General features: G+C 63.1%; 16 protein-coding genes. 10 read left to right on the forward strand and 6 right to left on the reverse strand.

The window, feature by feature from the left end; all coding sequences use genetic code 11:
• Positions 1-31 precede the first annotated feature (31 nt).
• Genes ACF8K2_RS16070 through ACF8K2_RS16080 form a run of 3 tightly spaced genes read left to right on the forward strand, consistent with a single transcriptional unit; the run spans position 32 to position 2942 of the window.
• A complete protein-coding gene (locus ACF8K2_RS16070) occupies positions 32-1126 on the forward strand; it encodes an ABC transporter substrate-binding protein (RefSeq protein ID WP_392465933.1) in 1095 nt (364 codons plus the stop codon).
• Entirely contained in the window at positions 1123-2184 is a 1062-nt protein-coding gene (locus ACF8K2_RS16075) for a FecCD family ABC transporter permease (RefSeq protein ID WP_392465935.1), read from the forward strand. Before ACF8K2_RS16070 ends, ACF8K2_RS16075 begins: the two co-directional genes overlap by 4 nt.
• The gene (locus ACF8K2_RS16080) at positions 2181-2942 is read left to right on the forward strand and encodes an ABC transporter ATP-binding protein (RefSeq protein ID WP_392465937.1); all 762 of its coding nucleotides are present in this window, start codon (positions 2181-2183) and stop codon (positions 2940-2942) included. Before ACF8K2_RS16075 ends, ACF8K2_RS16080 begins: the two co-directional genes overlap by 4 nt.
• Before the next feature lie 12 nt (positions 2943-2954).
• Here the strand turns inward: ACF8K2_RS16080 and ACF8K2_RS16085 are convergent, their stop codons facing one another.
• Positions 2955-3668 (reverse strand): FadR/GntR family transcriptional regulator, encoded by a 714-nt coding sequence (locus ACF8K2_RS16085; protein ID WP_392465940.1) that lies wholly within the window; start codon positions 3666-3668, stop codon positions 2955-2957.
• A gap of 326 nt (positions 3669-3994) precedes the next feature.
• Here ACF8K2_RS16085 and ACF8K2_RS16090 point away from each other — a divergent pair, with 326 nt between their 5' ends.
• Complete coding sequence (locus ACF8K2_RS16090) at positions 3995-5344, forward strand: MFS transporter (RefSeq protein ID WP_392465942.1); 1350 nt, start codon at positions 3995-3997, stop codon at positions 5342-5344.
• A 24-nt stretch (positions 5345-5368) separates the two neighbouring features.
• Positions 5369-6736 carry a glucarate dehydratase gene (gene gudD / locus ACF8K2_RS16095; protein ID WP_392466058.1) on the forward strand — a complete coding sequence of 456 codons (1368 nt, stop codon included), beginning with the start codon at positions 5369-5371 and terminating at the stop codon, positions 6734-6736.
• 108 nt (positions 6737-6844) lie between these two features.
• Here gudD and ACF8K2_RS16100 read toward each other — a convergent pair whose 3' ends face one another.
• A complete protein-coding gene (locus ACF8K2_RS16100) occupies positions 6845-7729 on the reverse strand; it encodes a LysR family transcriptional regulator (RefSeq protein ID WP_312153944.1) in 885 nt (294 codons plus the stop codon).
• A 97-nt stretch (positions 7730-7826) separates the two neighbouring features.
• Between ACF8K2_RS16100 and ACF8K2_RS16105 the strand changes: the two genes are divergently transcribed.
• From ACF8K2_RS16105 to gabP, 3 genes are all read left to right on the forward strand, one after another.
• Positions 7827-8786: a 2-hydroxyacid dehydrogenase gene (locus ACF8K2_RS16105; protein ID WP_186557739.1), complete on the forward strand. Its 960-nt coding sequence runs from the start codon at positions 7827-7829 to the stop codon at positions 8784-8786.
• A gap of 83 nt (positions 8787-8869) precedes the next feature.
• The gene (locus ACF8K2_RS16110; RefSeq protein ID WP_392465946.1) at positions 8870-10210 is read left to right on the forward strand and encodes an MFS transporter; all 1341 of its coding nucleotides are present in this window, start codon (positions 8870-8872) and stop codon (positions 10208-10210) included.
• Between the two features lie 526 nt (positions 10211-10736).
• Positions 10737-12131, forward strand: a complete 1395-nt coding sequence (gene gabP, locus ACF8K2_RS16115; RefSeq protein WP_392465948.1) for a GABA permease — start codon at positions 10737-10739, stop codon at positions 12129-12131.
• Positions 12132-12192: 61 nt separating this feature from the next.
• Here the strand turns inward: gabP and ACF8K2_RS16120 are convergent, their stop codons facing one another.
• Positions 12193-13059, reverse strand: a complete 867-nt coding sequence (locus ACF8K2_RS16120; protein ID WP_392465950.1) for a LysR family transcriptional regulator — start codon at positions 13057-13059, stop codon at positions 12193-12195.
• Between the two features lie 583 nt (positions 13060-13642).
• On the opposite strand from ACF8K2_RS16120, the gene ACF8K2_RS16125 reads away from it, so the two are divergent.
• Entirely contained in the window at positions 13643-15199 is a 1557-nt protein-coding gene (locus ACF8K2_RS16125) for an MFS transporter (protein WP_392465952.1), read from the forward strand.
• A 241-nt stretch (positions 15200-15440) separates the two neighbouring features.
• Positions 15441-16076, forward strand: a complete 636-nt coding sequence (locus ACF8K2_RS16130) for a LysE family translocator (RefSeq protein WP_392465954.1) — start codon at positions 15441-15443, stop codon at positions 16074-16076.
• 515 nt (positions 16077-16591) lie between these two features.
• On the opposite strand, the gene ACF8K2_RS16135 is transcribed toward ACF8K2_RS16130, so the two are convergent.
• The 3 genes from ACF8K2_RS16135 to ACF8K2_RS16145 all read right to left on the reverse strand — a co-directional run bounded on the left by ACF8K2_RS16135 (position 16592) and on the right by ACF8K2_RS16145 (position 19651).
• A complete protein-coding gene (locus tag ACF8K2_RS16135) occupies positions 16592-16864 on the reverse strand; it encodes a YkgJ family cysteine cluster protein (RefSeq protein WP_225915623.1) in 273 nt (90 codons plus the stop codon).
• Positions 16861-18483: a hypothetical protein gene (locus ACF8K2_RS16140; RefSeq protein ID WP_392465959.1), complete on the reverse strand. Its 1623-nt coding sequence runs from the start codon at positions 18481-18483 to the stop codon at positions 16861-16863. The genes ACF8K2_RS16135 and ACF8K2_RS16140 overlap by 4 nt, the downstream gene beginning before the upstream one ends.
• Positions 18484-18550: 67 nt before the next feature.
• A complete protein-coding gene (locus ACF8K2_RS16145; protein WP_392465961.1) occupies positions 18551-19651 on the reverse strand; it encodes a hypothetical protein in 1101 nt (366 codons plus the stop codon).
• Positions 19652-19655: the final 4 nt, after the last annotated feature.

Raw genomic sequence — 19655 nt, forward strand, 5'->3', positions numbered from 1 at the left:
GCTTCGATTCCCCGCAAGAGGATTCCCTCCGATGCGCCGCGCGCTCCATGCCTTGCTGTTACTCGCCATCTGCCTGGGCTTCGCCCACCCCGCCAGCGCCATTGAAGTCACCGACGTACTCGGTCGCAAGGTGTCGATGGACCACGCGCCGCAGCGCATCGTCCTCGGTGAGGGGCGGCTGTTTTTCGCCCTGGCGCTGCTCGACCGTGACAACCCGTTCCAGCGGGTTGTCGGTTGGCAGAACGACATGCGCCTGCTCGACCCGCACACCTACCAGGTCTACGCCGAGCAGTACCCACAAATCGCCAAGCTGCCGCTGATTGGCCAAGCCTCGGAGCAGAGCGTCAGCGCCGAACAGATCCTGGCCCTCAAGCCCGACCTGGCAATTTTCAGCATCGCTGGCGAAGGCCCGACGCAGCACAGTCCAGTGGCCGACCTGTTGGCCCAGGCGGGCGTGCCGGTGTTGTTCATCGACTTTCGCGTCCAGCCGATTCGCAACACCCGCGTCAGCCTGCAAGCACTCGGCCAGCTGCTGGGCCGTGAGCAGCAGGCGCAGGACTACCTGAAGCTGTATGACCGCCACTTGGCGCGGGTCACCGAGCGGGTCGCCGGGCTCAAGGAGAGCGAGCGCCCCAAAGTCTTCCTGGAATTGCTGGCGGGGGTCTGGCAGGCCCCTGGGCACACCACCGGCAAGAGCGGCCTGGGCAGCCTGGTGCAGGCAGCAGGCGGGCATAACATTGGCGCCGACGTGGTGCCCGGGGCGCTCGGCGATGTCAGCGTCGAGTATGTGTTGCAGGCCGACCCGGATGTCTATATCGCTACCGGCAATCGCGCACCCGGGGTGTTGCTGGGTGCAGGCGTTTCGGCCGACACCGCCCGGCAAAGCCTGTCGGGTATCACCGCCCGGCCAGAGTTCGCGCCATTGCGGCCAATCCAGGCAGGCCAAGCTCACGCCCTGTGGCATGACTTCTACAACTCGCCGTTCAACATACTGGCGCTCGAAGCCATGGCGCGCTGGATTCATCCCGAGCGCTTCGCCGATGTCGACCCGCAGGCAACCATGGATGACATCAACCAGCTGTTGCGGGTAGGCCTTGCCGGCCATTACTGGATCGACGCCAAGTGACCGCGCTGGTGCAAGACGGCGCGACGCTGGCGGCCTGGCGCTACCGTCGACTGCTGTGGCGGCGGGCCGGGCTGGTGGCCGGGCTGGCGCTGTTGCTGCTGCTGGCGGTAGTGGGCGATCTGGCCAGCGGCTCGTCGGGGATGGGCCTGGGGCGCCTGCTGCAAGGGGTGTTCGACCCACACAGCCTGAGCGCCACCGAGCAGGTGATCATCTGGAATGTGCGTTTGCCCTACGCCTTGATGGCGGTGCTGGTTGGTTCGGCGTTGGCCCTGGCTGGGGCCGAGATGCAGGCGATCCTCGATAACCCGTTGGCCAGCCCGTTCACCCTGGGGGTGTCCTCGTCAGCGGCGCTCGGCGCCTCGTTGGCCATTGCCTACCCTGTGAGTGTTGCCTGGCTGCAACCGAGCGTGCAGGTGCCGCTGATGGCGTTCGTCTTCGCCTGCTTGTCGGTGCTGCTGTTGCAGGCCATGGCGCGCCTGCGTGGGGCGGGGGTTGAGAGCCTGGTGCTGTTCGGCATCGCCCTGGTGTTCAGCTGCAACGCGCTGGTGTCGCTGTTGCAGCTTCTGGCCAGTGAAGACGTGTTGCAGCAACTGGTGTTCTGGACCTTGGGCAGCCTGGCCCGGTCCACGTGGCACAAGCTGGCGATTCTTGCAGCGGTGCTGGCGCTGGTGCTGCCGTTCTCGTTGCGCGCGGCGTCGGCCATGACCCTGTTGCGCATGGGCGAGGAGCGCGCCCGCAGTTTTGGCGTCGATACCCGGCGTTTGCGGATTGCGTCGTTGCTGCGCATCAGTCTGCTCTCGGCAACTGCCGTGGCGTTCGTTGGCACCATCGGTTTCATTGGCCTGGTCGGTCCGCACATTGCCCGCCTGTTGGTGGGCGAGGACCAGCGTTTTCTGCTGCCGGCCAGTGCGTTGGTCGGGGCGCTGCTGCTGTCGCTGTCATCGATTGCCAGCAAGCTGATTCTGCCGGGGCTGATCGTGCCCGTCGGGATCGTCACGGCCTTGGTCGGTGTGCCGGTGTTCGTCGCCTTGGTGTTTAGCCGGGGGAGGCGTCTATGAGCCTGCTGATCAACGATCTATCGGTGGCCTACGGGGCGCGCACGATTATTCACAACGTGAGCTTGCCGGCCTTGCCGGCCGGCAGTCTGGTGGCGCTGGTCGGCCCTAATGGGGCCGGCAAATCGACCTTGCTGCGGGCGATTGCCGGGCTTGAACGGATGCAAGGGGAGATCAGCCTTGCCGGTGAAGACGTCAGCCGACTGGGCTTTGCCGAGCGCTCGCGGCGCTTGGCCTACATGCCGCAGCAACTGCCGCCGGGGCTGGCGCTGGGGGTGTTGGAAAGTATCGTCGCGGCGCTGCGGGTGAGTGGCGTCGACAACCTGTTGGCACTGGCCTATGAGGCGCTGGCCAGGCTGGGTATCGAGCATTTGGCCGAGCAGCCGCTCAATAGCCTTTCTGGAGGGCAGCGCCAGTTGGTGGCGTTGGCGCAATTACTGGCGCGCAATCCGCAGGTGCTGTTGCTGGATGAACCGACCAGTGCGCTGGATTTGCACTACCAGCTGCGGGTGATGGATACGGTGCGGGAGCGGGTGGTCGCGCATCGCTTGCTGGCGGTGGCGGTGTTGCACGATATCAACCTGGCGGCCAGCTACGCCGACTGGCTGGTGGTGCTGCACCAGGGCAGGGTGGTGGCCTGTGGTCCGCCGGAGCAGGTGCTGGAGCCGGGGATGCTGGCTGAGGTGTATGGCGTCCAGGCACGGGTGGAGCGCTGCTCGCAGCGGCGTTTGCAAGTACTAGTGGACCGGGCGTTGGTCTGATCGTGTGGCCTGTCACTGCGGCAACAAGCGATCCCGGCTATTGGACAGGTGCAGGCAGATCGCCGCCCGCGCCGCATCCGGGTCCTGGCGGCGGATGGCGTTGAGGATCGCTTCATGTTCGAGGTTGGCCAGGTACGCATGCCGGGCCAGCTTGGACCCTGAGCGTTCATCCGCGGCCAGCTGGTTACGCGGAATCAGGCCACTGCCCAGCTGCGCCATCATCTGGGTGAAATACACATTGCCAGTGGCCTCGGCGATCAGCAGGTGAAAGCGCCGATCAGGTTCGATGCAACTATCCCCGGCTGCCGCCAGGTCCTGGTGATCGTCCAGCGCCTGGCGCATGCGCTGCAACTGCTGCTCGCTTCGGCGCAACGCCGCAAGCGCCGCAGCCTGGCCCTCCAGGCCGATGCGCAGTTCAAGCAGGTCGCGCACGCTGGCCGCATTCTCGGCGCCCACGCGCAGGCCCGACTGGGCCTGGCGTTCAATCACGAAAGTACCAATCCCGTGGCGCGGCTCGACCAACCCCGATGCCTGCAATTTCGACAGTGCCTCGCGCACCACGGTGCGGCTGACGGCATGCTCGCGCACCAGGCTGTTTTCCGAGGGCAGTTTGTCGCCAGGTTTAAAGGTGCCCAGGAGAATCTGCTGGGTCAGGCTGGAGACCAGGTCATGGGCACGGCTGTGACCGCGTTTACGCAAGGTTTCGAGGTTGTCGGCTGAGGTCATGGCGCTGCTCGCGAAGGTGATCGTACAAGTGCGGCGTGAGTAGGGCGAGATTAGCACCCTGACTTGTATGACAAGTAAGTTTTTCAGATTTTTCTACGCGCGTATCCCTGAAGTGTCGCCCCCTGATTTTTCGCATATCTTGCTATTTCGACGATTTTTGCAGTTTTAACAGCTTGTATTTTGTTTTTTGACGACAGGTTGCGTTCTTGTCGTACAACTGCGCAGGGCATATTCTCTTGCCACTGGCATGTCAGACAACCAGGCGGACTGCCTCCCGCCGCGACATCCATCGACCCGCACAAAAACAATTAGTGGGAGATTCCACAGTGAACGACACCCTCGATCCGTCCGCCCGGCGCGACGACGTGTTGGCAAGCGCAGTGGCCAAGGTCAAACGCCATGTCCTGCCGCTGTTCGTCATCATGTTCATCGTCAACTACCTGGATCGCGTCAACATCGGCTTCGTCCGCCCGCACCTGGAGAGCGACCTGGGCATCAGCGCCGCCGCCTATGGTTTCGGTGCTGGCCTGTTCTTCATCGGCTACGCGCTGTTCGAAGTCCCCTCGAACATGCTCCTGCAACGTGTCGGCGCACGTTTGTGGCTGACCCGCATCATGTTCACCTGGGGGCTGGTGGCCACGGCCATGGCCTTCGTCCAGACCGAGACCCAGTTCTATGTCCTGCGCTTTTTGCTCGGCGTGGCTGAGGCAGGGTTTTTCCCGGGGGTGATCTACTACTTCACGCGCTGGCTGCCCGCCGCCGAACGCGGCAAGGCAATCGCCATCTTCCTCAGTGGCTCGGCGGTCGCCTCGCTGATTTCCGGCCCGCTGGCTGGGGCACTGATGCAGATCCAGGGCCTGGGCATGCACGGCTGGCAGTGGATGCTGTTCATCGAAGGCATGGCCTCGGTGTGCCTGTGCTTCTTCGTCTGGTTCTGGCTCGACTCCAAGCCGCACGATGCCAAATGGCTGAGCCGTGCCGAGCAGGATGCACTGGTTGAGGTCATCGACCGCGAGCAGCGTGAGCGCGAAGCGGTCGGGGTCGTCAAGACCTCCTCCTGGAGCCTGCTCAAGGACCGCCAGATCCTGCTGTTCTGCGGCATCTACTTCTGCATCCAGCTGACCATCTATGCCGCGACCTTCTGGCTGCCGAGCATCATCAAGCGCATGGGCGATCTGTCTGATCTGCAGGTCGGCTTCTTCAACTCGATCCCGTGGCTGATCTCGATCATCGCCATGTATGCCTTCGCCGCCGGTTCTGCGCGCTGGAAGTTCCAGCAGGCCTGGGTCGCTGGCGCATTGGTCATCGCCGCCATCGGCATGTTCATGTCCACCACCGGTGGGCCGGTGTTCGCCTTTGTCGCGGTGTGTTTCGCCGCCATCGGTTTCAAGTCGGCCTCGGCGTTGTTCTGGCCAATCCCCCAGGGCTACCTCGACGCCCGCATCGCTGCGGCGGTGATCGCCTTGATCAACTCGGTGGGCAACCTCGGCGGCTTTGTCGCGCCCACCACCTTCGGCTTGCTCGAACAGCACACCGGTTCCATCCAGGGCGGGCTGTATGGCCTGGCCGTGACCTCGGTGCTGGCGGCGATCGTGGTGTTCTTCGTCCGCACCCGCCCCAAAGACAGCGCCTCCAATGACCTCAAGCCGCAGTCGGCGTTGAGCCAGACTCACTGAACCTGCAGGACAACCCAGATGAATATGCACAGCACCCAAGACTCCTTCAGCGCCAGCCAGGTGCAGACCGGCACGCCGGTGGTGACCGAGCTGCGCGTGATCCCGGTGGCCGGGCACGACAGCATGCTGCTCAACCTCAGCGGCGCGCACGGGCCGTTCTTCACCCGCAATATCGTTGTGCTGCGCGACAGCGCCGGCAACACCGGCCTGGGCGAAGTGCCCGGTGGCGAGACGATCCGCCAGACCCTCGAAGATGCCCGCAGCCTGGTGGTTGGCCAGCCGCTCGGGCATTACCAACGCGTGCTCAACGCCATGCGCCAGACCTTTGCCGGGCGTGATGCCGCCGGCCGCGGCCTGCAAACCTTCGACCTGCGCATTACCGTTCATGCGGTCACGGCCATCGAATCGGCGCTGCTCGATCTGCTCGGCCAGCACCTGGGCGTGCCGATGGCGGCGCTGCTCGGCGAAGGCCAGCAGCGTGAAGCGGTGAAGATGCTTGGCTATCTGTTCTACATCGGCGACCGCCAGCAGACCGACCTGGCCTACCGCAACGAAGCCGAGGCCGACGATGACTGGTTGCGCCTGCGCCACGAAAAGGCGCTGACCCCGGAAGCGGTGGTGCGCTTGGCCGAGGCCGCCAAGGCACGCTATGGCTTCAGCGACTTCAAGCTCAAGGGTGGCGTGCTGCGCGGTGAAGAAGAAATCGAAGCGGTCACCGCCTTGGCCGAGCGCTTCCCTGAAGCGCGCATCACCCTCGATCCGAATGGCGCCTGGTCACTGAAGGAGGCGATCTCCCTGTGCCGTGACCAACACCAGGTGCTGGCCTACGCCGAGGACCCCTGTGGTGCGGAAAATGGCTACTCGGGCCGTGAGGTGATGGCCGAGTTCCGCCGCGCCACCGGCTTGCCCACCGCCACCAACATGATCGCCACCGATTGGCGGCAGATGGGCCATGCGATCCAGTTGCAGTCGGTGGACATCCCCCTGGCCGACCCACATTTCTGGACCTTGCAAGGCTCGGTGCGGGTCGCGCAGATGTGCCACGACTGGGGCCTGACCTGGGGCTCGCATTCGAACAATCACTTCGATATTTCCCTGGCCATGTTTACCCAGGTCGCGGCGGCAGCGCCGGGTGAGATTACCGCGATCGACACCCATTGGATCTGGCAGGACGGCCAGCGCCTGACCCACGAGCCGTTGCGCATCGTCGACGGCCATGTGCGCGTGCCGCAGCGGCCGGGGCTGGGGGTGGAGCTGGATGAAGACCAACTGGCCAAGGCCCATGAGTGCTATCGCAACATGGGGCTGGGCGCGCGCGACGACAGCGTGGCGATGCAGTTCTTGATTCCGGGCTGGAGCTTCGATAACAAGCGGCCTTGCCTGGTGCGCTGAAGCTATTGAACATGGCCTCTTCACCCGCGAAGAGGCCATGTTTGACTCACCACCTGTGGGAGCGGGCTTGCCCGCGAACAGGCCAGTAAAGCCACTACACAATAGCGCTCAAGCAAAAAAACGCCGGGCCACTTCGACAAACTCCGCCAACACCGGATTGGGGTTATCACTGCAATACGCCAAGAACATCTCCGCCTCCTGCTCAGTCTGCACCAGCGGCCTGAACACCACCTGCTCCATATGCAGTGCCTGCGCCGACGCGGGCACCACCGCGATGCCCAGCCCGACATTGACCAGGCCAATGATCGAGTGCGTCTGCCCCAACTGGTGAATGTACTGCGGCTGCACCTGATGGCGGGCGAACAGGTTGGCGATGCGGTCATGGAAATAGCGCCCCTCGCTCTCGCTGTACATGATGAACGGCTGCTGATCGAAGTCGTGCGGGCCGAGCTCGGCCTTGGCTGCCAGCGGATGGCCAGCGGGCAGCGCTGCGACGAACGGCTCACGGTGAATCAGCACGTATTCGACCCGGGCGCTGGGCATCACCTGGCGCACGAAGCCGACATCGATCATGCCCGTCTCCAGCGCATGCACCTGGCCGAGCGAGACCCGTTCGCTCAACTCCAGGTCGATGCCGGGCAACACTTCGGCGGCATGCACCAGCAGCTGCGGAATCAGGCTGTACGCGCCGACTGCGGTAAAGCCCAAGGTCAGCCGCCCGGCTTCGCCGTGGGCGATACGCCGGGCCGACTGACTGGCCGATTCGGCGATTTGCAGAATGCGCCGGGCATCCTCCAGAAAGTTCTGCCCCGCCGGGGTCAGCCGCGCCTGACGATTGGTGCGCTCCAGCAGCAACACGCCCAACGAATGCTCGAGTAGCTGAATCTGCCGACTCAGCGGTGGCTGGGTCATGTGCAGACGAACGGCCGCGCGGCCGAAATGCAGCTCTTCGGCAACCGCCACGAAGCAGCGCAGTTGGTGCAGTTCCATCATTCAATTTCCGTATTATTCGATCCACTATCTATATTAGACCTGTATCGATCGCGGTCCTAGCATCGGAGTCATTCACCTCCACTGCCGGACGCCAACGATGCCTCACGACAATCGCGCAACCATCGACCTGCTGCTGACCCAACCCGTCCCCGACGCCATCGACGACGTGCTGATGCGCGAGTACCGCGTGCATCGGCTGTATCAGCATGCGCATCCCCAGCGCCTGCTCGATGAAGTCGGTGGGCGGATTCGTGGTGTGGTCACCGGCGGCGCCAAGGGCCTACCCAACGCACTGATGGATCAGTTGCCAGCGCTTGAGATCATCGCCATCAGTGGCATTGGCACCGATGCGGTGGACCTGGCCCGCGCCGCCGAGCGCAACATTCATGTCACCACCACCCCAGGCGTGCTGACCGATGACGTGGCCGACATGGCGATCGGCTTGATCATCGCCACCCTGCGTCGCCTCGGCGAGGGCGAGCGATTGGTCCGCGATGGGCTGTGGGGCACGGTCAATCTGGCGCTGGCGCGCAAGGTCAGCGGGATCGACCTGGGCATCGTCGGCTTGGGCCGGGTAGGGCAGGCGATTGCTCGGCGTGCGGCGGCCTTCGACATGCGCATCGCTTACTGCGACCGGCAAGAGAAGCCCGAATCCGGCTACCGCTACGTCAGCGATCTGCGCGAGCTGGCGCGCTCGGTGGACGTTCTGGTGCTGGCCGCCTCGGCCGACGACGGCAAGGCCATCGTCACCCGTGAAGTGCTCGAAGCGCTGGGGCCGCAGGGTTACTTGATCAACGTCGCCCGCGGCAAGTTGGTGGACGAGCAGGCCCTGGTCGAGGCCCTGCGCGAGCAGCGCATTGCTGGCGCCGGTCTGGATGTGTTCGTCGACGAACCGAACGTGCCGCCAGCCTTGCGTGATCTGGCCCAGGTCAGCCTGCAGCCGCATCGCGCCAGCGCCACGCTGCAGACCCGGCAGGAGATGGGCCAGATAGTGCTCGACAACCTGGCCGCGTGTTTCCGTGGCGAGCTACCGCCGCAGCGCGTCACCCGCACCTGAGGCCCCCGCAGACACCCCACAGCCTCCGGGCCGTTCACCTCCCGACAAGAACAATCGCTTCCGCCGAGAAGCAAGAGGTCATCATGAACAGCAAATCCGCCGCCGCCCCGCTGGTGCAGGCCAGCGTAGGCCGTCATCGCTTCCTGGTCCTGGCGCTGATCTTCGTCATCACCGTGATCAACTACGCCGACCGCGCCACCCTGTCGATCACCGGCACCGAGGTGCTCAAGGACCTCGGCTTGGACCCGGTCATGCTCGGTATGATCTTTTCAGCCTTCGCCTGGGCCTACGCCCTCGGCCAAGTGCCCGGCGGTTGGCTGCTCGACCGCTTCGGCGCACGGCGGGTGTACGGCATCAGCCTGATCCTCTGGTCGCTGTTCACCCTCATGCAAGGCACGGTCGGCTGGATGGGCCTGGCCGGAGCCTCGGCGGCGGTGGCGTTGTTCTCCATGCGCTTCATGCTCGGGCTGGTCGAGTCGCCGGCGTTTCCGGCCAACTCGCGGATCGTCAGTTGCTGGTTCCCGACCCGCGAGCGCGGCACCGCTTCGGCCTTGTTCAACTCGGCGCAGTACATGGCCGTGGTGGTGTTCGCGCCGCTGATGGCCTGGATGACTCACGCCCTTAGCTGGGAGCAGGTGTTCATCTGGATGGGGGTATTGGGGCTGCTGTTGAGTGTGGTCTGGTTCCGCCTCTACCATGAACCGCACAGCGCGCCAGGGTTGAGCCGCGAAGAGCTGGAGTACATGCGCGAGGGCGGCGCGCTGGTCGACCTGGAGCGCGAGCGCAAGACCGCCAAGAGCAAACCGACCCGCGCCGAGGTGCTGCAGCTGTTCACCAGTCGCAACCTGTGGGCGGTGTACCTGGGCCAGTACTGCATCACCGCGCTCACTTACTTCTTCATTACCTGGTTCCCGATCTACCTGATCAAAGGCCGCGGCATGACCATCATGGAAGCCGGCTGGGTTGTCGCGTTGCCTGCGATCTGCGGGTTTACCGGGGGCATTTTGGGTGGGTTCATTTCCGACTGGCTGATCCGCCGTGGCGTACACCCTTCCCGAGCCCGCAAGACCCCGTTCGTGATCGGCATGGCGCTGTCGACCAGCCTGGTGCTGGCCAACTATGTCGATGGCAATGCTGCGGTGATCATGCTGATGACCCTGGCGTTCTTTGGCAAAGGCCTGGCAGCGGTGGGTTGGGCGGTGCTGTCGGACGTAGCGCCGAGCAAGATGGTCGGCTTGTGTGGTGGCGTGTTCAACGGCATCGGCAACATCGCCGGGATCATCACCCCGCTGGTGATTGGCTACGTGGTGGCCAGCACGGGTTCTTTCGATAACGCTCTCTGGTTCGTCGCCGCGCACGGCGTGCTGGGGATCCTCGCTTACCTGTTGCTGGCCCGGCGCTTCGAGCGCACCGGACAGGCGTAGGCAGACGCCTGAGCAACGGGGCCCCGGGAGACCGGGGCTTTTTTATGGGTGCGGCAGTCAGATCGGTGTTGGCTTCTTCGCGGGCAAGCCCGCTCCCACAGGGTTTGTAGGGTTTGCAGTGGGTGTGTTGAGTCAAAACTGGCTCAACGCTGGGCTGAAATCTGCGCGGGACCTGTGGGAGCGGGCTTGCCCGCGAAGAGGCCAGTACAAACTCCCCAGCACACCCAGTTGAAAAACAGAACCTCCAAACAGCCCCATGCCGCAAACAGGCATGCCATTCACGACATCTGACGCGATTGAGCAGCCCCTGTCGTGATCGCGCACCTCTGAGGCGTTCTCGAATAATTTCCACCCGCCCCAGGCGGCTTAAATGGACCCGGAATTCAGCTGGCGCGTGGCTCGATAAAGCGTGTAGAAGGTCAACAACAGAGCGCGAGTAACGTGTCTACCCATTGTTTGCAAAGGAGATTATTTTCGCCTACGCCTGCCCCCTTTTCCTTGTGTCAGCAAAAAGAGAACAAGATCAATGAACACCGTGGGATCTGATGGTAGTAACCTCGCGCAAGGGTTCAAACCACGCCATGTAACGATGTTGTCCATCGCGGGCATTATCGGTGCAGGGCTTTTCGTCGGCTCCGGACATGCCATCGCAGCAGCCGGCCCAGCCACCATAATCTCTTACTTCGTGGCCGGGACCTTGGTCGTCCTGGTCATGCGCATGCTCGGCGAAATGGCCGTGGCCCATCCCGACACCGGTTCGTTCTCCACCTACGCTGACCAGGCCATTGGCCGCTGGGCCGGCTATACCATCGGCTGGCTGTACTGGTGGTTTTGGGTGTTGGTGATTCCCATCGAAGCGCTGGCCGCCGGGCATGTGCTCAACGCCTGGTTTCCCCAGGTCGACAGCTGGATCTTTGCCTTGCTGTCGATCGTCTTGCTGGCCGGGACCAACCTGTTCAGCGTGGCCAAGTACGGCGAGTTCGAATTCTGGTTCGCGATTCTCAAGGTGGCGGCGATCCTCGGCTTCATCAGCCTCGGTTTCGCTGCCCTGATGGGCTGGTTACCCAACCGCGAAGTCAGTGGCTTGAGCACCCTGGTGGACGAATACGGCGGCTTCGCGCCCAAGGGCTGGTCGGCGGTAATCGGCGCGTTCATCACCGTGATGTTCAGCTTCATCGGTACAGAAGCGGTGACCATCGCCGCCTCCGAATCCAGCGACCCTTCGCGCAACATCGCCAAGGCCACCCGCTCGGTGATCTGGCGGATCAGCACCTTCTACATCCTGTCGATCTTCGTGATCATCTCGGTGGTGCCGTGGAACGATCCACAGTTGGCGGTGGTGGGCTCCTACCAACGCGCGCTGGAGATCATGAACATCCCCAACGCCGCCTTCATGGTCGACTTCGTGGTGCTGGTGGCAGTGGCCAGCTGCATGAATTCATCGATCTACATCGCCTCACGGATGATGTACTCGCTGGCCAAGCGTGGTGATGCCCCGGCGATGCTGAAAAACACCTCCAAGGTTGGCGTGCCTCGCGCCGCCGTGTTCGGAAGCACGTTGATCGGCGCGGCCATCGCCATCCTCAACTACTTCGCTCCCAAGGGCGTGTTCGAGTTCCTCCTGGCCAGCTCCGGCGCCATCGCCTTGCTGGTGTACATGGTCATCGCCATCTCCCAGCTGCGCATGCGCCGGCGCCTGGAGCGGGAGAACGCCGAGCTCAAGTTCCGCATGTGGCTGTTCCCCTGGCTGACCTGGGCGGTGATCATTTTCATCGCTGGGGCCTTGAGCGTGATGATGTATACCGAAGAGCACCGGGCGGAAGTGACCGCCACCTTGAGCCTGGCGATCTTCATCTCGTTCCTCGGGATCGTGACGACCCGCGGCCACCAGCGAGCAGTGGGCATGCGTTCGGTCGGCTAGAGCGGCGTCGAGACCTAGGAGGGCATCTGGCGACAGATGCCCTTTTTTTGCGCCTGCCTTTTCACAGTTGGCGTGCGCTGTCGATATAGCGCACCACCGCTGGCGCCTTCTCGAAACGCCGGTGGATCAGGCTCAGCCACGAGCTGGCCTGGCAGTGTTCCACCGGCCGGTAGTTGACCTGCGGCAGGCGAATCCGCGCCACCACCGACTCCGGCACGATCGCCACCCCCTGGCCCAGCGACACCAGGGTAATCACCGCCACCAGGCTCCCCGGCTGCGGCCCCAGGCGCGGCTCGAAGCCACCCAGGGCGGCCACTTCGAGGGTGCCGGAAATCTGCTCGGGGAGAATGAACGTCTCCTCGGCCAGGCGCGAGGCGGGGATGCTCTTCAACTCATTGATCCGCGAACTGGCCGGCAGCGCCAGGACGAAACCTTCCTGATGCAGGGCGATGGCGTCCAGCTCATCCGGCAACTCCATGGGCGAGCGCACGTAGGCGACGTCCAGTTGGCCATCGCGCACCTGGGCCGGCAGATCGACCATCGGCGTTTCGCGGATGTTCAGGCGCACGCTGGGGTGGGCGGCGCTGAAGCGCGTCACCTGCGCCTGGAGTATCCCCGAGTAGGCGGCAGAGGCCACGTAGCCCAACTCGATCAAGCCACTCTCACCACGCCCGGCGCGTTGTGCGCCCAACTGCGCCGCATCGAACTGGCGCACCGCCTGCTCGGCCTCAAGCAAGAGTGCCTGGCCTGCCGCCGTGAGGTTGACCTCGCGCTGATTGCGCTCGAACAACCGCACGCCCAGCTCGCGCTCCATGTCCTGGATTTGCCGGCTGAGGGTGGGCGGGGCAATGCCCAACTGCTCAGCGGCCCGGGTGAAATGGCCATGCTGGGCGACACAGAGGAAGTAGCGGAAGTGGCGGATTTCCATGAAGGCTCGTTACCTGTTGGGTAATGACGCAGCGCGCGGCGGCTAACAAACAGGACGACGCACAGCGCTATGGTGAAGCTAACACTACAAGGCAGGAACCGTGGCGGCAAAGCCCGGCGACCCGCCGCGTTGAATGGTGCATTGCTATCGCGGGGCAAGCCCGCTCCCACGAAGGTGTCCCAGCAAGTTCGAGCGAACTTACGTGGAAGCAGGCTCTGTGAAAGCAGGCCCTGTGAAAGCAGGCTCTGTGGAGTGGGCTCTCGTGGGAGCGGGCTTGCCCCGCGATAGCGTCCTTGCAGCTTATCCACTCCAGGAGCCACGCAAGCCCACTCAAGCCCGGTACACCCTCGTGGGAGCGGGCTTGCCCCGCGATAGCGTCCCAGCAGCTTATCCAATCCAGGAGCCATGCAAGCCCACTCAAGCCCAGTACACCCTCGTGGGAGCGGGCTTGCCCAGCGATAGCGTCCTTGCAGCTTATCCACTCCAGGATCCATGCAAGCCCACTCAAGCCCAGTACACCCTCGTGGGAGCGGGCTTGCCCCGCGATAGCGTCCTAGCAGCTTATCCAATCCAGGAGCCATACATGCCCACCCCAGCCTCCGCCCGCTTCACCCTGTTCACCGCCTCGGCCGTTTGCGCCCTGATCATCCTCGACACCAACATCGTCGCCGTCAGCCTGCCGAGCATCGCCCGCGACCTGTCCGGCTCGTTCGCCGACATCGAATGGGTGGTCAGCGCCTACCTGCTCGCCTTCGCTGCCTGCCTGCTACCCGCCGGCAGCCTGGCCGACCGCTTCGGCCGACGACGCATGCTGATGCTCGGCCTGGCAGTATTCGGCATCGCCTCATTGGCCTGCGGCGCCGCCCCTGACTTGCTGTTCCTCGACCTCGCCAGGGCCGCCAAAGGTATCGGCGCAGCCATGCTGCTCACCGCCGCCTTGGCCGCCATCGGCAACCGCTTCCATGAACCCGAAGCGCGCATGCGCGCCTGGGCCTTCTGGGGCGCCTGCATGGGCGCGACCATCACCTTCGCGCCCCTGCTCGGCGGCCTGATCGCCAGCACCCTGGGCTGGCGCTGGATCTTCTACATCAACCTGCCGCTGGTGGTAATACTCGGCGCGATGGTCATGCACAGCGTGGAGGAATCGCGCGACAGCGCCGCAGCCCGCCTCGACCCCCTCGGCAGCCTGACCTTCGCCGCCAGCCTGGGCTGCCTGATCTGGGCGCTGATCGACGCCAACCAAGTCGGCTGGAACAGCGCCACCACGCTCCGCCGCCTGCTGATTGCCGTCGTGCTGTTCGCCCTGTTCGTACTGGTAGAGCGAGCCCAGGCCAGGCCCATGATCGACCTGCGACTGATGCGCAGTGGCCGCTTCATCGGCGCCTTGCTCGGCATGTTCGCCTACGCCGCCTGCGCCCAGGTGATGATGACCCTGCTGCCGCTGTACCTGCAGAACGGCCTGCAGATGTCGGCGCTGGCTGCTGGCGCAGGAATGCTGCCGTTCGCGGTGGCGATGCTACTGACCCCGCGCTGGGGGATGCGCCTGGCAGCGCGAATGGCGCCGGCTGATGTGTTCGCGCTTGGGTTGGTGTTGGTGGGCGCAGGGAACTTGCTGTGTGCCTGGGCGGCGGGGCAGGGCGGTTATCTTGGCTTTGCCCTGGCAAGCGTGGTGCTGGGGGCTGGTGCGGGGCTGCTCAATGGCGATACGCAGAAAAACATCATGGCGTGTGTGCCGCGTGAGCGAACCGGGATGGCGTCAGGGTTGAGTACCACTACGCGGTTTGGCGCGATCGTGTTGGCGATTGGTGTGCTGGGAGGGATCTTGGCGGCGCGCAGTGGGCAGTTGCTGCGCGAAGCGATGGCTGGGGTGGCGCCGCAGGCTGTGGATAAAGTCGGGGAGATGGCTACGCGAGTGGCAGCGGGGGATCTGCCGGCGGCGTTGGCTTTGCTTGAGCCTGGGTTGCGCGAGGTGGTGGCGCCGGTGGCTCGGGGGGCGTTTGTGGGTGGGTTTGAGGCGGTGTTGCTGACGGCAGGTGTTGCTGCCCTGGTCTTTGCCGTGGTGGTCGGTGTGCTGTTGCGACGGCCGTTGCCGCAGGTGAACGAGCCCTGCTCGAACGCACGCCAGTCTGCAGCTAGCTGAAGTGCAAGCAGGCTGGCGCTTAAATAGACAAGGCCATTTACCCTAGCGTGAGACGTACGCTGACTGGGCAGCATGGGGCACTGGTGATAGTGTCTAACGCTGAATTTGCGGCGCATGTGAAGACTGACGAAATTATGATTCGGCCAGCCGCCCAGCGCGCCCAACACCTCCTCTAGCGGGGTGAAAAGTGGCGCGAGGCGCCGACGGTGGCCGATAAACCCAAGGATGAGGGAGTACGTTGATGATGCCAATCGAGAGCCTGGTTGGGGTGGCGATCATCGCCCTGGGCATGGTCCTGTCACCAGGGCCGAATATGGTCTACCTGACCTCCCGGGCGATTTCCCAAGGGCGCCTGGCAGGGTTGATTTCGCTTGCAGGCGTGGCCCTGGGCTTCGTGTGTTATCTGGTCGCAGCGGCGCTGGGGCTGGCGGCCTTGTTCAAGGCCGTACCGCTGGCTTATGACGTGGTGCGTGTCGCCGGGGGGATCTATCTCGGGTATCTGGCCTGGAACATGCTCAAGCCCAATGGCGGCTCACCGTTCCAAGCACGAGAGCTGCCCCCGCATTCGCCACGGCGGCTGTTCACCATGGGTTTGGTCACCAACCTGCTAAACCCCAAGATCGCCTTGATGTACTCGGCACTGATTCCGCAGTTTATCGACCCCTCTCAAGGCTCGACCTTGCAGCAGTTTCTGCAGCTGGGGTTGGTGCAGATCGTCATTGCCGTGACGGTTAACGGGCTGATCGTACTGGCGGCTTCGAGGGTCAGTCGCTTCTTGGCAGAGCGACCTTCGGCTATGCGTACGCAGCGGTGGGTTTCGGGGACGGTGCTGGGGGTTTTTGCGGTGGATGTTTTGTTGCGTAAGCCGACGGCTTGAGTGGCCGTCACTTGGGGCCTCGCGGGCATGTAGCGCAGGAGTGGCGGCTTGGTGGTGGGGCGAGGTGCCGTCTCGAGATGAGACTGGCACTGGAATTTTAACTTTGGCTGGGATGATCCGCAGCAGCAGGGGCAGCCTAACTTTCTGTATTTACTGAACTCCTGATAATAGAAGCTCGTCTTTTCTGGAAAAAGGCGGGCGCTGGTGTGCGCAAGATTTGGCCAGGCGGATAGGTTGCTGCAGGGTAGCGAAGTAGGTTTGGAGAGCATCCATCACTGGAGAGTGATCGGGCGAGCTGCCGCAGGCGAATCGTCTTTGGGAGAAGCACCGGTTGGAACGGCCTGACCTGCATAGGGGCAGATCGGGAAACAGCGGCTGGAACCGACCCCCTCCTGTCGCGCATGGCGATGAGATCGAGCAAGCCTACGTCAACCAATTGAGGGTAATGCCGGTTCCCACAAAAATAAATTGCTTCCACAAGGGGCGCAGTGCTTTTGTGAATGTGGTGGCTTAGCTCACTTCTGCGCCTGGCGCTGCAGTAGCTTGCAGACTTCCACATTTACCTCTACGAACGCCTCCCAGCTGAACCGCTGCGCATAGTGCATATGATACTGCCGGTCGACCCGGCAGATATCCGGCCGGGTCTCGTAGATCAGGCAGTGCTTGTCGGCATCACTGTAATGCCGGCAAGCTCCATCCCCCCGATCCAGATACTGCGTTTGTTCCGCCAGATGCACATTGCGGCAGCACAGCCCGCACTGTGTGCAGGGAAACACTGGTAGTGTCATACCAGCGAAGCCAGCCAGTTGCGCGTGCTGGCCGCATTACCCATCTCGAACGGCAACTCGATCCCGCGAGCGACCACAGCCTGTTGCAGTATCGCACTACGCTGGATCTCGTCATTGCATGCCTCAAGCTCCTGGGTAAAGGCCTGTAACTCCTCCACGTCCAGATTGAACTCCAACCGGCTCAGCTCCAGCAGGTAGCGGTCCAACTCCGCGTTGATTGCCTGGAACTCAAGCACCGTGTCGGCGTGCGGTGTCAGCGATTCGATGAAGGCCCAGAGCTTGCGTGCCATCGCGCTGTGCAGCAGGAAGTAGTTCAGCCCAAGGGTCACCAGGCCCGTCACCAGCGCACCGGCAAATGCGGCCAGTTCGGTGCCGAACGGGAAGCTGAGGAACGGCACCAGCTGGGTGTAGGCCATGGTGCCCACCACCGTGGCAACACCCACCGACAGCAACGAGGTCACCGCCTGGCACTGCTCCACAAAGCTTAGTTGGTCTGGGTTGAACACCATCAGCTTGATGGCTTTGACCAGTTGGCCCCACAGCTCTCGGATGATCTTGATCGCCATTGTCTGGGTGGTGGCGAAGATGTTGAACACGGTGGTGGTTAGGCTCCCGAGCACACCGGCAAACACGCCATCCTTGAACGCCACGAGGAAGTCGTTGAAACGCGTCTGCACCCGCGTCCAGATGCCCTTGAGCGACTTGCTGATGCTGTCGACGAAGGCCTCCAGGCTGAACTTGTGCTTGAGCTTGTCCAGCAGGGCCGGCAGTTGCTCGCGCAGTTCAAACCATACCTCCGCCATCACTAATCCAAGCATCTGCCGGGTACCCATGGCCAGGCCTGCCGAGCCGGCGGCATGGGCAGTCTGGTGGAGGAATTTGCTGCTAGTGTAATAGGCCTTGTTGATCTGCTGATCGTAAGGAGCCCGAGCCTCGGCATCACGCTTGCGCATACCTTCAGGGTCCACGGCCTTGAGCTCGTCGATCTTGTTTTCGGTCTTGCGGATCTTGTCTTCCAGCGCGCGGGCTTCATGTTGCTGCTGAGGCGTTTCGCGCGGCATTTTCGTCAGCCGCGCGCGGTCGCCCGCCAGCGACTTCTCATGGTTGGAGATCAGGCCCGGCAGCTTGTCCAGATACTCGTTGATCGGCGTCTGCTTCTTCGACTTGTTGACCGTCTCGTGAGTGGTCTGCAGGTTGCTGCTCTGGTTGGCCAATTTCACACCACTTAGCCCGGCCAGCTCCCGCCCGGCATCGTCATGGATTTCCTTGGCGCTGATCACGTGGTCCAGGTTGCGCTGCTCATGGGCAGCCATCACCTTGTTGCGGTAAGGGTCCTTCAGAGTGCCAGCTGCCTGGCTAGCCTTGTCTTTCTGGCCAGTGGCGATGTAATTCGCATGTTGGTGGTAGGGCGTGGAGTCGTACTCTCCACGCTGCTCGAAACGCTGCTTTTCTGCGTCGGTCGCCCATACGCCGTTGCGCACGTTGTTGATGGTGTCCACTTCGCCGCCGAGTTTGTCCTTGAACAGCAGGAAGTCCAGGCCGAAGCTGGTGGTCAGGCTGGTAATTACGGTTCTTTCGAGCTCTTCGGCCCAAGGGAAGTCTTGCGCTGCGGCGTGCATAAAGGCATCCATGACGAATGAGAGAAGGGCGAAGCTAAGGCAGGGCCTTTCGGCCCCGCATAGGGCATCAGGCGGGCTCGACGCCTTGCGCCTTGGTCTTGGTTTCGCTGATCTGCTCGTCCAGCTTGGAGCTGTTGAGGATCATCGAGCCATCGGCATCGGTAGCCATGACTGGGACGTCATTCTTGTCCTTGACCACATTGCCGTTCACTTCCTTGACCTTGAACAGAGGGGTAGTGATCAGGTCGACCAGGATGGCGGCCAGAGCAAAACCGTTGTTGATTGCGCGCAGGATGTTTTCGCTCATGCTGGCCATTTCAGCGTGCGGGTCTAGCTTACGGGAGCGGATGTCTTCGATACGGCGGGCTGCGTACTTGAGGTGTTCGAAGTATTTGTCGAACTGTCCGTACACCGACTTCAAGACGTCATTGATGTCGAATGCATAGTCTTCTGCCTTGCTCAACTGCTGCTGGGCTTTCTGCAGCTTGGTGATCGCACTGTCCACTTCGCGTTCAGCCTTGTGGGCGTTCTTCAGCGCTTCATCGCCATGGCTGTCATAGGCCCAGCCGGCGATAGCCAGTACCGGACCTGCCACGGCCGCGCCCAGGATGGCGGTACCACCAGCCATGCCCAAGCCGCCTGTGGCGAGCGAGCCGCCGCCGATTGCCGCCAGCGTTGCGTTGGTCGCGGCCACCCCGGCCAGCGAGGAGATGGCAGTGCCAGTGGAGGCCGCGCCCAGCGCCATGACACCGCCATATACGGCAAACCCGGCCGCAGCGCCAGCGATGCCTGCTCCTGCGGTGGCACCCAGCACGCCAACAGCGGTGTAGCTGTAGCTCTCGATGCTTTGCAGCTTGTGCTTCGGAATACTGATCTTCAGCTTGTCCTGGCGGTCTGCGTTAAGCTTGTCCAGCAAATCGTTGGCGAGGGTCTTGAATTCGTCGAACTTCTTGCCAATCTCGAGTTCTTCCCGGCCCAGCATCTCAAGTGCCGCGTTAGTGGCTTTTTCCTGTACGTCGAACGCTTCCTTTTTGTCGGCATAACGCGCTTTGGCAGCGTTGACGATGTCATCGGCTTCCGAGTGTTTCTGGTAGCCGTCGTAGCCTTTCTTGGCGCCGTAGGCCGCACTTACCAGCGCAGCAGCGCCGAGGATGAGGGGAAGTGGCATGGCA

Source organism: Pseudomonas sp. xss_2 (assembly GCF_043104195.1).
Taxonomy (GTDB): Bacteria; Pseudomonadota; Gammaproteobacteria; order Pseudomonadales; family Pseudomonadaceae; genus Aquipseudomonas; species Aquipseudomonas urmiensis.

What these genes read in the sequence shown, in the direction of transcription:
- ACF8K2_RS16070 (WP_392465933.1), top strand. Translation starts at nt 32, where the DNA reads ATGCGCCGCGCGCTCCATGCCTTGCTGTTACTCGCCATCTGCCTGGGC.
- ACF8K2_RS16080 (WP_392465937.1), top strand. Translation starts at nt 2,181, where the DNA reads ATGAGCCTGCTGATCAACGATCTATCGGTGGCCTACGGGGCGCGCACG.
- ACF8K2_RS16085 (WP_392465940.1), bottom strand. Translation starts at nt 3,668, where the DNA reads ATGACCTCAGCCGACAACCTCGAAACCTTGCGTAAACGCGGTCACAGC.
- gudD (WP_392466058.1), top strand. Translation starts at nt 5,369, where the DNA reads ATGCACAGCACCCAAGACTCCTTCAGCGCCAGCCAGGTGCAGACCGGC.
- ACF8K2_RS16100 (WP_312153944.1), bottom strand. Translation starts at nt 7,729, where the DNA reads ATGATGGAACTGCACCAACTGCGCTGCTTCGTGGCGGTTGCCGAAGAG.
- ACF8K2_RS16105 (WP_186557739.1), top strand. Translation starts at nt 7,827, where the DNA reads ATGCCTCACGACAATCGCGCAACCATCGACCTGCTGCTGACCCAACCC.
- ACF8K2_RS16110 (WP_392465946.1), top strand. Translation starts at nt 8,870, where the DNA reads ATGAACAGCAAATCCGCCGCCGCCCCGCTGGTGCAGGCCAGCGTAGGC.
- gabP (WP_392465948.1), top strand. Translation starts at nt 10,737, where the DNA reads ATGAACACCGTGGGATCTGATGGTAGTAACCTCGCGCAAGGGTTCAAA.
- ACF8K2_RS16120 (WP_392465950.1), bottom strand. Translation starts at nt 13,059, where the DNA reads ATGGAAATCCGCCACTTCCGCTACTTCCTCTGTGTCGCCCAGCATGGC.
- ACF8K2_RS16125 (WP_392465952.1), top strand. Translation starts at nt 13,643, where the DNA reads ATGCCCACCCCAGCCTCCGCCCGCTTCACCCTGTTCACCGCCTCGGCC.
- ACF8K2_RS16130 (WP_392465954.1), top strand. Translation starts at nt 15,441, where the DNA reads ATGATGCCAATCGAGAGCCTGGTTGGGGTGGCGATCATCGCCCTGGGC.
- ACF8K2_RS16135 (WP_225915623.1), bottom strand. Translation starts at nt 16,864, where the DNA reads ATGACACTACCAGTGTTTCCCTGCACACAGTGCGGGCTGTGCTGCCGC.
- ACF8K2_RS16140 (WP_392465959.1), bottom strand. Translation starts at nt 18,483, where the DNA reads ATGCACGCCGCAGCGCAAGACTTCCCTTGGGCCGAAGAGCTCGAAAGA.
- ACF8K2_RS16145 (WP_392465961.1), bottom strand. Translation starts at nt 19,651, where the DNA reads ATGCCACTTCCCCTCATCCTCGGCGCTGCTGCGCTGGTAAGTGCGGCC.